Annotated in this window: 15 protein-coding genes; 4 read left to right on the top strand and 11 right to left on the bottom strand. The window is 44.1% G+C overall.

Features of this window, described 5'->3' with window-relative positions:
* Positions 1-98 precede the first annotated feature (98 nt).
* Both N4J56_RS30195 and N4J56_RS30190 read left to right on the top strand, forming a co-directional pair.
* Positions 99-1,595, top strand: coding sequence for an NADH-quinone oxidoreductase subunit M (locus N4J56_RS30195; protein ID WP_317109940.1), 1,497 nt, complete (start codon positions 99-101; stop codon positions 1,593-1,595).
* Between the two features lie 221 nt (positions 1,596-1,816).
* Positions 1,817-2,947 (top strand): CO2 hydration protein, encoded by a 1,131-nt coding sequence (locus tag N4J56_RS30190; protein ID WP_317109938.1) that lies wholly within the window; start codon positions 1,817-1,819, stop codon positions 2,945-2,947.
* A gap of 346 nt (positions 2,948-3,293) precedes the next feature.
* Here N4J56_RS30190 and N4J56_RS30185 read toward each other — a convergent pair whose 3' ends face one another.
* From N4J56_RS30185 to N4J56_RS30145, 9 genes are all read right to left on the bottom strand, one after another.
* The gene (locus tag N4J56_RS30185; protein ID WP_317109937.1) at positions 3,294-3,563 is read right to left on the bottom strand and encodes a hypothetical protein; all 270 of its coding nucleotides are present in this window, start codon (positions 3,561-3,563) and stop codon (positions 3,294-3,296) included.
* Positions 3,563-3,796 (bottom strand): hypothetical protein, encoded by a 234-nt coding sequence (locus N4J56_RS30180; RefSeq protein WP_317109935.1) that lies wholly within the window; start codon positions 3,794-3,796, stop codon positions 3,563-3,565. Before N4J56_RS30180 ends, N4J56_RS30185 begins: the two co-directional genes overlap by 1 nt.
* 129 nt (positions 3,797-3,925) lie before the next feature.
* Complete coding sequence (locus tag N4J56_RS30175; RefSeq protein ID WP_317109934.1) at positions 3,926-4,579, bottom strand: Uma2 family endonuclease; 654 nt, start codon at positions 4,577-4,579, stop codon at positions 3,926-3,928.
* A gap of 139 nt (positions 4,580-4,718) precedes the next feature.
* Complete coding sequence (locus N4J56_RS30170; protein WP_317109933.1) at positions 4,719-5,318, bottom strand: hypothetical protein; 600 nt, start codon at positions 5,316-5,318, stop codon at positions 4,719-4,721.
* Between the two features lie 414 nt (positions 5,319-5,732).
* The gene (locus tag N4J56_RS30165) at positions 5,733-6,473 is read right to left on the bottom strand and encodes a carbonic anhydrase (protein ID WP_317109931.1); all 741 of its coding nucleotides are present in this window, start codon (positions 6,471-6,473) and stop codon (positions 5,733-5,735) included.
* Positions 6,474-6,565: 92 nt separating this feature from the next.
* On the bottom strand, positions 6,566-6,862 hold the full coding sequence (locus N4J56_RS30160) for a P-II family nitrogen regulator (protein ID WP_317109930.1): 297 nt from the start codon (positions 6,860-6,862) through the stop codon (positions 6,566-6,568).
* 4 nt (positions 6,863-6,866) lie between these two features.
* Positions 6,867-7,838 (bottom strand): sodium-dependent bicarbonate transport family permease, encoded by a 972-nt coding sequence (locus tag N4J56_RS30155; protein ID WP_317109929.1) that lies wholly within the window; start codon positions 7,836-7,838, stop codon positions 6,867-6,869.
* A 242-nt stretch (positions 7,839-8,080) separates the two neighbouring features.
* The gene (locus N4J56_RS30150) at positions 8,081-8,722 is read right to left on the bottom strand and encodes a Uma2 family endonuclease (protein WP_317109928.1); all 642 of its coding nucleotides are present in this window, start codon (positions 8,720-8,722) and stop codon (positions 8,081-8,083) included.
* A 34-nt stretch (positions 8,723-8,756) separates the two neighbouring features.
* On the bottom strand, positions 8,757-9,386 hold the full coding sequence (locus N4J56_RS30145) for a hypothetical protein (RefSeq protein WP_317109926.1): 630 nt from the start codon (positions 9,384-9,386) through the stop codon (positions 8,757-8,759).
* A gap of 85 nt (positions 9,387-9,471) precedes the next feature.
* Here N4J56_RS30145 and cobU point away from each other — a divergent pair, with 85 nt between their 5' ends.
* Positions 9,472-10,050 carry a bifunctional adenosylcobinamide kinase/adenosylcobinamide-phosphate guanylyltransferase gene (gene cobU, locus N4J56_RS30140; protein WP_317109925.1) on the top strand — a complete coding sequence of 193 codons (579 nt, stop codon included), beginning with the start codon at positions 9,472-9,474 and terminating at the stop codon, positions 10,048-10,050.
* A gap of 109 nt (positions 10,051-10,159) precedes the next feature.
* Complete coding sequence (locus N4J56_RS30135) at positions 10,160-10,585, top strand: hypothetical protein (protein WP_317109924.1); 426 nt, start codon at positions 10,160-10,162, stop codon at positions 10,583-10,585.
* A 31-nt stretch (positions 10,586-10,616) separates the two neighbouring features.
* Here the strand turns inward: N4J56_RS30135 and N4J56_RS30130 are convergent, their stop codons facing one another.
* On the bottom strand, positions 10,617-11,582 hold the full coding sequence (locus N4J56_RS30130) for a ribonuclease Z (RefSeq protein ID WP_317109923.1): 966 nt from the start codon (positions 11,580-11,582) through the stop codon (positions 10,617-10,619).
* Positions 11,583-11,625: 43 nt separating this feature from the next.
* Complete coding sequence (locus tag N4J56_RS30125; protein ID WP_317109921.1) at positions 11,626-11,766, bottom strand: hypothetical protein; 141 nt, start codon at positions 11,764-11,766, stop codon at positions 11,626-11,628.
* Between the last annotated feature and the right edge of the window lie 137 nt (positions 11,767-11,903).

The raw sequence follows: 11,903 nt of genomic DNA, 5'->3' as shown, positions 1-11,903 counted from the left end.
ATTGCTTTTTTGTCCTCTTGTCTCCCTTGTCCTCCTTGTCTCCCTTGCCCCCGCTTACCCCTATTCCCCACTCCCTACTCCCTACTCCCTCTATAGAGATGCTCAGTGCTTTCATTTGCTTACCAGTTTTAGGCGCGGTGCTAATCTGGGTTTTGCCTTCAGGTGAGATGCGATCGCGCTATATTGCTTTAGCAGTTACTGCTGCTACATTTATTTGGAGTATTGTTCTCGGGTTTCGATTCGATCCTGGGGATGGTGCTTTTCAGTTTCAAGAAGCACTACCTTGGATAGATGCTTTGGGTTTGAGCTATCGCTTAGGCGTGGATGGGTTATCTTTCCCATTATTGGTGTTGAATGGCTTACTCACTTGCGTTGCACTTTACAGCACCAATAACCAAGTGGCGCGATCGCGATTCTACTATTCTCTCATTCTGCTACTCAATACGGGTGTTGCTGGAGCTTTCCTATCTCAGGATCTCTTGCTATTCTTTCTGTTCTACGAACTGGAACTGATTCCCCTATATTTGTTAATTGCGATTTGGGGTGGCGCAAGGCGCGGCTATGCAGCAACGAAGTTTCTAATTTATACGGCAATTTCAGGCATTCTGATTTTAGCTGCCTTTTTGGGTCTAGTTTTATTAAGCGGTACGGGTTCTTTTGCTTACGAACCCTTACGCACGGCTGCTTTGAGTTTACCGCTGACAGCGCAGTTTATTTTACTAGGGGCAATTGTTGTAGGTTTCGGGATTAAAATCCCTCTGGTTCCTTTCCATACTTGGCTACCAGATGCTCACGTCGAGGCTTCTACACCCGTTTCCGTGCTACTGGCAGGGGTATTGTTGAAATTGGGAACTTATGGTTTGTTGCGCTTTGGCATGGACTTGTTACCGGAGGCTTGGGCAGCATTCGCCCCTTGGCTGGCAACTTGGGCAGTGGTCAGCGTGCTGTATGGGGCTTCCTGCGCGATCGCCCAAACTGATATGAAAAAGATGGTAGCCTATAGCTCTATCGGTCACATGGGTTACGTGTTACTGGCAGCGGCGGCGGCGACACCTTTGAGTATTTTGGCGACAGTATTGCAAATGATCAGTCATGGTTTAATTTCAGCACTACTGTTTCTACTAGTGGGAGTCGTTTACGAAAAAGCGGGGAGTCGGGATACTCAAGTGTTAAGGGGATTACTCAACCCCGAACGAGGTTTACCTGTCATTGGCAGCTTGATGATTTTGGGCGTGATGGCAAGCGCTGGAATTCCTGGTATGGTGGGGTTTGTGGCAGAGTTTCTCGTTTTTCGCGGCAGTTTTCCCGTCTTTCCTACCCAAACTCTCCTCAGTATGGTAGGGACTGGTTTGACTGCGGTATATTTCTTACTCTTGGTAAACCGCGCCTTTTTCGGACGGCTATCGCCCCAGGTTGAGAATTTACCTAAAGTTTACTGGTCGGATCGTATTCCCGCGATCGCTTTAGCAATACTAATTGTAGTGTTGGGGATTCAACCGAGTTGGATGGCGCGGTGGAGCGAACGGACAACTACGGCAATGGTAAATAATGTAGAGGCGATCGCGCATCTAGCGGTTAAGAATCCGCGATCGTAGAAATGGTTTTACTAAAATCTGTCCCTCCTAACAAGATTCATCCCGGTAGGGGCAGGTTTTGCCAACCGATGTATGGAAAAATAAGATATAGAAAACAGTTTTGTAAATCAAATTTTTTGATGATAACTGCGTAAAGACATTCCATGTATCGATGTAGAGACGTTACATGTAACGTCTCTACATCGATCGCTGATAACCGATAACTGATAATTGATTTAGCAATGGTTAGCATCACTAATAAGCCTACCAGCCATCCCTTGGCAGAATACATTCAAAGATTACAGACAGGAGAAGCTTTACTTGCAGATACTCCTGAAAATGTTTTAGAAGTTGTAGGAATTCTCAAAAGCTACGGTGTAGTTTTAGATGCCTACTGGCGAAATTTAATATATATCTCAGAAAATCAGTTTTTAGTCTTTTTTCCCTTTTTCAAGTATTTCAACGGAGAATTTTCTATTAGGAAATTACTCCGTCATTGGTGGCACGATCGGATCAATTTTGAATACGCTGAATACTGCATGAAAGCTATGTTCTGGCATGGTGGCGGCGGTTTAGATGCTTATTTAGATACGCTGGAATTTAAAGAACGAGCAGCAGCAGCTATTCAAGCCAAGTTTACAAACAATCCTTTGGTTTTGGGATTAAACCAGCTTTTCCCCGAATTTTTACCAGAATTGGTGCGCCAGCAAGCTTATTACAGCGGCTTGGGTCAATTTTGGCACATCATGAGCGATATGTTTTTGAAGCTGAGCGATCGCTACGATCGCGGTGAAATCAAAACTATTCCGCAGGTAGTCGAGCATATCTTAAATGGTTTGGTCGCCGATGCCAATACACCAATTACTTACAAGGTAAAAATTAAAGGCAAAGAGTACGAAATTATTCCCAAAAGTGCGGGTTTAACTTTTCTTCCCGATACAGCCGTACCCTACGTAGAAGCGGTTTTCTTCCGAGGCACGCCGTTTCAAGGGACAATTTCTTACAACGCTCAAGCACATCAAATTCCCCCCGATCAAGCGCGATTTGCTTACGGTGCGTTGTATGCAGATCCATTACCAATTGGTGGTGCTGGCATTCCTCCGACGCTGTTAATGCAGGATATGCGGCACTACTTACCCGAATATTTGCATGAGGTTTACCGTCGTACAAAGCGCGGAGAAGATGACTTGCGGGTACAAATTTGTATGACTTTCCAAAAGTCGATGTTCTGTGTCACCACAGCCGCAATTTTAGGGTTGATGCCTTATCCGGCAAATACTGAAGATCCGTCAGAACAGCAGGCAAATATAGCTTACCTCGAAAATTGGATGGATCGATTTATGACTTCGCGCTTATTAGATGTAAATAGATAGTTGGATGTGAATAGGTAGAAGGTGAGAGGCGATCGCTAACTAACAGGTTGTAAAGTAGCTTTTTGACCTGGTTTTAAATCTAAGCTGATAATTGAAGTCAACAACGACTGAACTAAACGTCAGCGATCGCTAACTGGCAACTGCAATGCCTGGTTTTGTATCTCTTGCAATGTCATCCAATTTTCTCCAAAGCTGTTTACGATCGTTGTAAATTGCTGAGGAAGAGTCAAATCTCGATCTGAATCCTTAAATATAATAACGGCTTAGCCGATCGGTGGCAGACTGCCTCGAACGCTGAGCGATCGCCTCCATCCCGTCCGCACCAACGCAGTGTTGGCTGCTGGCGCTACAATCGCTGAAGTAACTCGTCGTATTCTGTATGCGTACCAATCCAAAACCAGTACATGCGATCTTTTTCCAACAAGCCGAGAACTCGGTCGTCTAAACTCACACGAGCCGAATAAATTAGTTGACGCTGACTAACTCGTTTGAACTGAAGACTATTGTGGTAAGGATCTAAGAGCCAAAGTGCATAAGCTTTGGCAGCTTGTTCTTGAACTGATGCAGGAAGCTCATCAAGCTTTTTCCGAAATGCTTTTGTAACGCTTGATTTCATCACTTAGGCTGAGAGGGAAAAACTTCTGCTAAAGGTGTAATATCACCAGCAGCAATTTCCTGTCGTACCATCTCAGCTATCCGATCCCACTGCTCGTCTGTCGTACATTCAAACTGAGCTTTCCAGGTTTGCTCATCCTCCATCTCAGCCAGGAGACGAGCAGCGATCGCATCCTGCTCATCAGCTGGTAAAGTTTTCAATTGGGCAATCGCTTGTTCGAGCAATTCGGTCATACTTAAATTGACTTATATAGGGGTTATACGCACAATTATTACTCATTCATGAAAGCAGGTAGACAGATTTCAAGAACTGTTCTTGTTGCAATTTTACTCCTGCATTTTAACCTGCGCGATCGCATGGCTTCAAGTTAGAGGAGGGGTGCGATCGCCTCTAATAAACATCTCAAACTCTTCTAAAGTCTGACTAACACCAACCTCTTTTGCTCGTTGCATAAATTGAGGGATAATTTGAATAATTTCTAAATTAGGAAATGTTGAACTAGTTTCAGACTCTACATACTTACCAGCTTGCAACAGATTGATTTTTAGCTTTCCTTTTTCATAAATCCATAATTCTGGTACTCCCAAAGCTGTATAAGCATCGAGTTCAGTTTTAGAAGTCACATCGGTTTCAAGTGCTAAATCGGGTGGCGGATCTATTGACAAATTCAGCCGATCTTTACCAATTACAGCTTTGTAATTTTGAATGTAGAAGCAATCATCCGGCTCAACACCCGCTTTCATCTCCTCTCGTTTAAAAGTAGTAGAACCAAGAGGTTCCCATTGTCGTTTCTGTATTTTCAGGATAATTTTGACTAAATCTGCCAACAAAACTTTAGCTCTTTCATGTTCCGGTAATGGAGCCATAATTTCTAGAATTTCATTAGCGTAAGCAATTCGCGCCGAACGCCGTTCTCCTAACTCAGACAGAATTTCCTCAAATCCTTGCCAAGTCACAGGTTGCAAAGTAGCTTTTTGACCTGGTTCTAAATATAAGCTGATAGCAGATGTTGGCATGGCGATCGCCTTAAAAAATGTTTCTGCGTGAGTGCATTTGATGGTATTTGGTGTGAGTCACAATTAACAGCGTTATAGAAATCCGCACTTTTAAGCTTAGATCTGTACCAGGGTTGTTGTGCCGCGCAACTTACTATATTTATTTCAATGTCATCTCTGTAAAACTCAATGCGGGACAGATTGCTGTAGTACACTCAGCCCTAAGTCTAACATTTGTGACACTCTGTAAATTAAGGTTCCACTTCTGCTTTGAGCCTACTACGATTTCCTTAGTTCCGGCTGGCTTGCTATCTAAAAATACGCTGAATAAAAGCTTGTTTTTTGGAAGTGAATAGGAGTTTCCACTGTGTACTCCGTAAACTAATTGCAACTCGGTGTAACTAGATTGTAGGTTGCAAACAATCTCGACAGGTTCAGAACGATAAATTGCTCCGTTGTTTCCCATAACTACAAGTAGTGGTACAACTTCTCTTCCTAAAGTGAGTGGAAAATTGTCTATACCTCCTAAGATATCATCTAAGGTTTTTCCAGGAGTAGCACTTTGACATTGTGTTTGCGCAAGGACAGGCGATGAACCAGGAGCTGCTGGACTGCTAGGAGGTGGCTCAGGAATGCTGACAGGAGATGGACTTGGCATAGACGGAGGTAGAGATGCGGAGACAACACAGGCTGCTAGTTTCGAACCCACTCTACAGCCGACTTCTGGAATAGTTACAGTAGCAGCAATAGCTGCAATCAAAGCTATAAGTGTACTTAGTATAAAAATTTACTTGATAAAGTTAAACTTTTTGGAACCTTTGCTCATAACTTGCTTTTTCCACTGTTACCTAATATCAAAGTTTTGATACAACGAACAATTTTTCAACCTGATATCTTTCGGCGAAAGCATAGCTCTTCGCAGTCTAACATTCCTTTTATGGAAATGAAGCTGAATACATAGGTGAATTTCTGTTATGAAACAGTATCTAAAAAAGTTTTTGAACTTGCTTCGCGATACTTTTCGCGTGAAACACTACTCCTAGAGATCGCCACTCACTTGTTGCAAAATGGGTATAATATTTGACATATAAGGATTAAATCGGGGTAGTTGAGGGTTGAGGGTTGAGGGGTGCGTATTCCACTTGACTTGTGAAGAGGTTAAAATTGTTGAATCTCAAGTCACAATCGCTACTGTTCCCGTGTCTAAATCGTACCGTCCCCCAACAATTTTCAATTTGCCTTCCCCTACCAGTTGCATTAAAAGATCCGATCGCTCTAATTTTTTTACTTGATATAGCACGTTTGCTACAACGGCATTTTCAATTAAATCGCTTTCCGATTTACTATTTGATTTATTATTAAGTTGCGCGTTAGCGGAGCTTAACGTAGTTATCGCGGGTTCGATCGCTTTTGCAAAACTACTAATTTGTCCGGGGAGTGGCTTGCCTTTGACTGCTGCTGTCACTGCACCGCATCGCTCGTGACCTAGTACCATAATTAAGGGAGTCCCTAACATTGCTGCGGCATATTCTAGGCTGCCAAGTGCTTCAGTAGTGACAATATTGCCAGCAATTCGCACGTCAAACAAATCGCCAATTCCCAAATCGAACAAAATTTCTGCCGGAACGCGAGAATCAGCACAACTTAGGAGAGTCGCAAACGGATGCTGTGCTGTAGCCACTTCATGCAAGCGTGTCTGCGATTGATGCGGATGTTCCAGCTTTTGCTGCACGAAACGTTGATTTCCCGCTAGCAACCTTTGCAATGCTGTATTAGGACTATCTGGTTCAATATCCTCTATAACTGCGGCTTGTGCTGGTTCGCCACCAAGTAAGCTACTCGCAGCAACACTAACACCAACACCCGCTATCTTCAAAAACTGACGGCGATCGATAAACTGATTCTGACGACTCATAATCCTTCCTGACAAAGCAAGTAACTAGGCAGCACACTAGCCACCAGTCACTAATAACTGATAACTTTGTACAGACGTTACATGTAACGTCTCTATAGCGAAGCAATACATCTAACAGAACGAATCTCCATTGCATCGGAGATATAACAAGCACCGCCGAATTTATTCAGGATCGGTCGAACATTTTCTATGACTGGCTTAATCTGTTCTGGCATACAAAAAGCAATAATGTAGACATTATCAAGCTGTGTTGCATCTGCACCAGGACTTCTACCGATCGCATTTCGGATGACGGTGTGTCCGATGATGCCTGCCTTATCCAAACCTGCTAAAATTTTTGGCAGCTCTATCGAATCGGCAAGGACTTCTATTCTCTTCACTGCGTGCATAGTTTTACCCCCAAAGCAGGTTGATGCCGTACAAATACAAAGGAATTCCCACAATGATATTGAAGGGAAATGTCAGTGCTAGAGCGGCAGTCACGTAAAGGCTGGGATTGGCTTCTGGTAGCGTCATTCTCATAGCAGCTGGAACCGCTATATAAGAGGCACTGGCACACAATACCGAAAATAAAAGTGCATTTCCCTGCGGCATCCCGATCGCTTTTGCTAAAAGTATGCCAATTGCCGCATTAACTATTGGTATCAATATAGAGAAAGAAATCAAAAACGTACCAGTTTTACCTAGATCTTTGATTCTTCCAGCAGCAACTAATCCCATATCTAGCAAAAAGAAGGTCAGGACTCCGTAAAATATGCCTTGAGTAAATGGTTCTTCTACCTTCCAGCCTTTTTCTCCTGACACTGCACCTATTATTAGGCTACCAACTAAAAGAAAGACCGAACTATTGAGAAAAGCTTCTTGCAAAACTTCCGACCAAGAAAAATCGCCGTCTTGCTTGTCGATCGCAAATATTTTTACTAAAAGCAGTCCGACAATAATTGCTGGGGATTCCATCAAAGCTAAAGCCGCTACCATGTAACCGCTAAAATCAATTCCCAGTTCAGTCAGAAAAGAACCAGCAGTAATAAAGGTGACAGCACTGATAGAACCATAGGTAGCCGCGATCGCAGCTGCGTTATATAAGTCGAGTTTGACTTTGAGAATAAAGAATGTATAAATCGGCACGATACAAGCCATCATCACCGCTGCCAAAAGGGTGAGTATGACTTCTTGGCTGACTCCGCTTTTGACAAGTTCGTTTCCTCCTTTAAACCCAATGGCAAATAGGAGATAAAGCGAAAAAAGTTTAGGTAATGGTTGAGGAATTTCTAAATCTGATTTGAGAAAAACAGCTAACATCCCCAGAAAAAAGAACAGCACTGGCGGACTCAGGACGTTAGACGCGATCAAGCTTACATCCATTCCCACCTCTCCTCTGGTTTGTGGGAACAGATACCCAAAAAAGTTTTAATCATCGCAAAACTTAATATTTTATGTTAAATTCAACTACCTGACACCAACCTGGCAACCCATAGCGTTGCACTATTCCAATTTGGCAACTTCTACCATGTAAGAACAGTATGAGGCATAGTTTATCAGAAGATGCAACTGTTTCTACCTTTGCCAACACTAATTTGTGAAGAGAAGCAAAGCTGCAAATCTAACTATTGTTGAAACTGAGACAATAACCACGCGCTAACTCTACCGTGATTCATCTCACGAGTTCGCCGCAAAGCTTCTTCTAATAAAGCAATTTCTAAACCTAGTAAAACTTGAGACTGAGGAATTCTTCTACTACCACCATTGGCAACAGAAAAAGCAAAAATTTCAATATTTTTTACATCGACAATCCAATATTCTGCTACTCCTAACTGTTCGTAAAGCAGACGCTTTTCGCCTTTATCATCTGATAGAGAAGTATTAGCCACCTCGATCGCTAAAGTTGGTGGTGGATAAAGATCGAGACTGATAATTGTCGTTCCCCAAGGAATTGCTTCGGCATTGCCACCAATATAGTAAGACACGTCGGGCTGTGCTTCTCGAATACCTGTTTTCCGGTAGGTACAGTTATCTTTACCATTTAAATCTATGCCTTTTATCCCTGCCCATAGGTGAACGGCATGATTAACTATTGAATGGTCGCTAGCATGGTCGTTTCCCACTGGTGGCATTTCAATTCTCATCCTTTCGTTGAAATAGTAGCCCTTGGCTTTCTCTAATTGCGGATTTTCAATTATCTGAATGTACTCATCCCAACTAGCTTTCACCCAGGTATCGGTTGGTAGCTCGACTTGCGAGATATTCATAGATAACCTCAGCACAAATTGCTAAATTAGACTTTCAGGAGTTATTAATATTTTCTCCGATCGCATTTGATTCGATCTGAGATTCTAGTTGTCGTTTTTGTGCTAAAAGTTCTTGGATTTTGTGATAGCGAGCGATCGCTACACTCAGCTCCAACAATTGATCGAGAGGACAAGGATAAGACCATTGCTCACCGGAGGCATCGAGACCGCAAACACGATAGCTAGTTGGAGATAACGAGCGATCGAGATTGCTAGATAAAGATAAATCTGGACGTTCAAAGACGATTTCCTCAATCTCGTCGTCCGATTCTGGAGCAGTTGGATAAGAATCGATCCAAGCATCAACAATTGGACCTTCGTAGTAGAGTGCTTGAATTCTCTGTGCTATTCGTTCTAAATCGACAATTGGTGCTGACGGCGATCGCTCTACTTGAGTTGTCGTTGTTGGTGACGGTTCAATACTACTAGTAGAAAACTGGGGTAACTGTAGTGACTGGGGACGTTCGCTCTCTGGTGAGGGTGAAGGTAAATCGACTTTTGGCGCTACTGGCAAAATCTGAAATGAGATCGGGCGATCGGTAACAGTAGACGGTTCAGTGGTAGACTGCTTGAGCGTCTCTAGTTGGTCTAAAGTTGCGTGAATGCGTTGTAGTGCCTGTTTCATGTGTTTATATTTAATGGCTAGTGGCTAGTAATCAATAGGGTGTGGGTGTGGTGCGTATTTTAATTAAGACTTACGACTGACAACAATGATGCCAACTTCTCCTTCGAGTCGAATTGTACTCGTTACTGGACCAACTAAATCTGGTAAAAGCGAATGGGCAGAAACTCTAGCAATGCAATCTGGAAAATCGGTAATTTACATTGCGACGGCTCAAAACAATGCCGACGATCCTGAGTGGCAACAGCGGATCTCCCAACACCGCGATCGCCGTCCTGCTGGCTGGTTAACCGTAGAAGCGCCAGAAAACTTAACCGAAACAATCGCCACAGCTCCCTCCTGTTGTTGCTTGCTAGTCGATTCGCTTGGAACATGGGTAGCGAATTTGCTGGAGCAGGATAGCATTACTTGGGCAGCAACGGAGCAAAATTTAATCTTAAGTTTAGAGCGCTTAGACAATAAAGATGTAATTGTTGTAGCAGAAGAAGCTACCTGGGGCGTAGTGCCAGCTTATTCAAGCGGCAGGTTGTTTCGCGATCGCTTGGGTCAATTAGTCCGTCGCTTAGGAGCTGTTGCCAACCCCGTTTACCTCATCGTCGGCGGACACGTCCTTAACCTCAGCCTGCTGGGTTCTCCACTACCTACCCCTTTAAACGAGAAACGATAGCATAGATTCAGAAGTCAGAAGTCAGAAGTCAGAAGTCACATTTCTCCCTTGTCCCCCTCAGCTCTCTTTCCCCTACTCCCGACTCCCTACTCCCTACTCCCTTCTTAAAATGGCATCCACACAAGACGTTAGAAGATATCTCGCATACTGGTTTCAGTTAGGTAAGCATGTCGTCATCCGTGACGGACAAAAACGCTTGCTGCCACAACCAGTGATAGAAGGCGATCGCTACAGCCAAGCTTTTGAAGAGTGCTGGCAACGCATTACCGCACCTAATGTAGGGGACTGCTACTTGGAGGCAACAGAGGAATCAGTAGCCGATTTACTCACGCCAGAGTGGGATGTGTCTCCTTGCACCCGTTGTGCTATGCCCGTACCCATGCGTAATGTGGGAATGCCTCCGGCTTGCTGTCCTTGCAACGACTTACTGAGTTGGCCCAACCTTGACGTTCCCCCGCCGCGATCGCCAGTCAACTCCCAAGTAAAGCTCAAAGATATACAACAACGGCTGATGTCAATGCGCGATCGCGGTTAGATAGCTTAAATAAATTAGGCACGCAGCTCAACTAGACCTTTGCCGCTTGCTTTTCTCCCTCGGGTTGGCGACGACGGGGAATTTCATAAGTTAGAAAGTCGTGTGCCATTTCAGTGTTGGGAAAGATCGCCCGCGCTTCTTCTAGAAGGTGTTGCAATTGAATGTCATTCCCAGGAGCATAGCGAGGGCTAAAATGTGTCATGATTAGTAGTCTTACTTGGGCAGCTAATGCTGTTTGTGCTGCCATCGTTGATGTGGAATGCAAACGTTGAAAAGCGAGTTCTGCATCGATATGAGAAAATGTCGCTTCGTGAATCAGTACGTCCGCACCTTGGGCAAGAGCAACCGCCCCATCGCAGAAAATTGTATCGGTGCAGTATGCTAGCTTGCGCCCTTCTTCTGTGTCACCGCATAGATCGACTCCCCGAATTACCCGTCCATCATTGAGAGTTACAGTTTCACCCCGCTTCAGTTGACCGTATACTCTCCCAGGAGGGATGTTTAACGCCTTGGCTTTTTCGACATCGAATCGCCCAGGACGATCTTTTTCAGCAATCCGATAGCCAAAAGCGGGGACGCGATGCTCTAAGCGATCGCAACTCACTGTAAATTCTTCATCTTCGTAAACCATTCCAGGCTGTACTGTATGGACGTGCAGCGGGTAAGATAGATGAGTTTGAGAATAGCGACCGCAGGCGCGGAGATACTCTTCTAACTTTGGTGGACCGTAAATATCAATTCGGTGCGGGCTACCCGCTAAACCACAGGTGGCTAGCAATCCCATTAAGCCAAAAACATGATCGCCGTGCATGTGAGTGACGAAAATGCGGTTAATTTGGCTAATTTTTAAGTCACTCCGCATAATCTGATGCTGAGTTCCTTCCCCGCAGTCAAATAGCCAGACTTCTGCTCGTTGCGGTAGGCGAAGGGCAACACTAGAAACATTACGCGATCGCGTCGGTACCCCGGAACTCGTTCCTAAAAATGTAATCTGCACTGCGGCTGCTGTCGATCTACGACATGGCTGACGTATTCTTTATCTATACTGCCACGCGATCGGCGATCGGTAATCCGCGAATCGGGGTATGGGATGTATTTTGACTTCTGACTTGGAGACTGCTGATTTTTGACTTTTGACTTGGAGACTTCCCTTTTGCCTCTCCCCAACCTAGTCGAATCAAGACTCAGTACGATTGGCTTTAGCTTTAGTCTTTGGTAGATTCAGGTTGGTCGAGTTTTTGACATACTACAGTTGTGTTCTTATTTTTAGGTTTTTTAGGGCGATTTTAATTCCAAAGCGCCTTTTATTAAGATAAAT

It is taken from the genome of Chroococcidiopsis sp. SAG 2025 (genome assembly GCF_032860985.1).
In the GTDB taxonomy this organism is placed as follows: domain Bacteria; phylum Cyanobacteriota; class Cyanobacteriia; order Cyanobacteriales; family Chroococcidiopsidaceae; genus Chroococcidiopsis.
This window is presented reverse-complemented; position numbering and strand designations above follow the sequence as displayed.

Excerpts from the sequence above, each read along its gene's own strand:
- N4J56_RS30195 (WP_317109940.1), top strand. The coding sequence starts at position 99 with ATGCTCAGTGCTTTCATTTGCTTACCAGTTTTAGGCGCGGTGCTAATC.
- N4J56_RS30190 (WP_317109938.1), top strand. The coding sequence starts at position 1,817 with ATGGTTAGCATCACTAATAAGCCTACCAGCCATCCCTTGGCAGAATAC.
- N4J56_RS30185 (WP_317109937.1), bottom strand. The coding sequence starts at position 3,563 with ATGAAATCAAGCGTTACAAAAGCATTTCGGAAAAAGCTTGATGAGCTT.
- N4J56_RS30180 (WP_317109935.1), bottom strand. The coding sequence starts at position 3,796 with ATGACCGAATTGCTCGAACAAGCGATTGCCCAATTGAAAACTTTACCA.
- N4J56_RS30175 (WP_317109934.1), bottom strand. The coding sequence starts at position 4,579 with ATGCCAACATCTGCTATCAGCTTATATTTAGAACCAGGTCAAAAAGCT.
- N4J56_RS30165 (WP_317109931.1), bottom strand. The coding sequence starts at position 6,473 with ATGAGTCGTCAGAATCAGTTTATCGATCGCCGTCAGTTTTTGAAGATA.
- N4J56_RS30160 (WP_317109930.1), bottom strand. The coding sequence starts at position 6,862 with ATGCACGCAGTGAAGAGAATAGAAGTCCTTGCCGATTCGATAGAGCTG.
- N4J56_RS30155 (WP_317109929.1), bottom strand. The coding sequence starts at position 7,838 with ATGGATGTAAGCTTGATCGCGTCTAACGTCCTGAGTCCGCCAGTGCTG.
- N4J56_RS30150 (WP_317109928.1), bottom strand. The coding sequence starts at position 8,722 with ATGAATATCTCGCAAGTCGAGCTACCAACCGATACCTGGGTGAAAGCT.
- N4J56_RS30145 (WP_317109926.1), bottom strand. The coding sequence starts at position 9,386 with ATGAAACAGGCACTACAACGCATTCACGCAACTTTAGACCAACTAGAG.
- cobU (WP_317109925.1), top strand. The coding sequence starts at position 9,472 with ATGATGCCAACTTCTCCTTCGAGTCGAATTGTACTCGTTACTGGACCA.
- N4J56_RS30135 (WP_317109924.1), top strand. The coding sequence starts at position 10,160 with ATGGCATCCACACAAGACGTTAGAAGATATCTCGCATACTGGTTTCAG.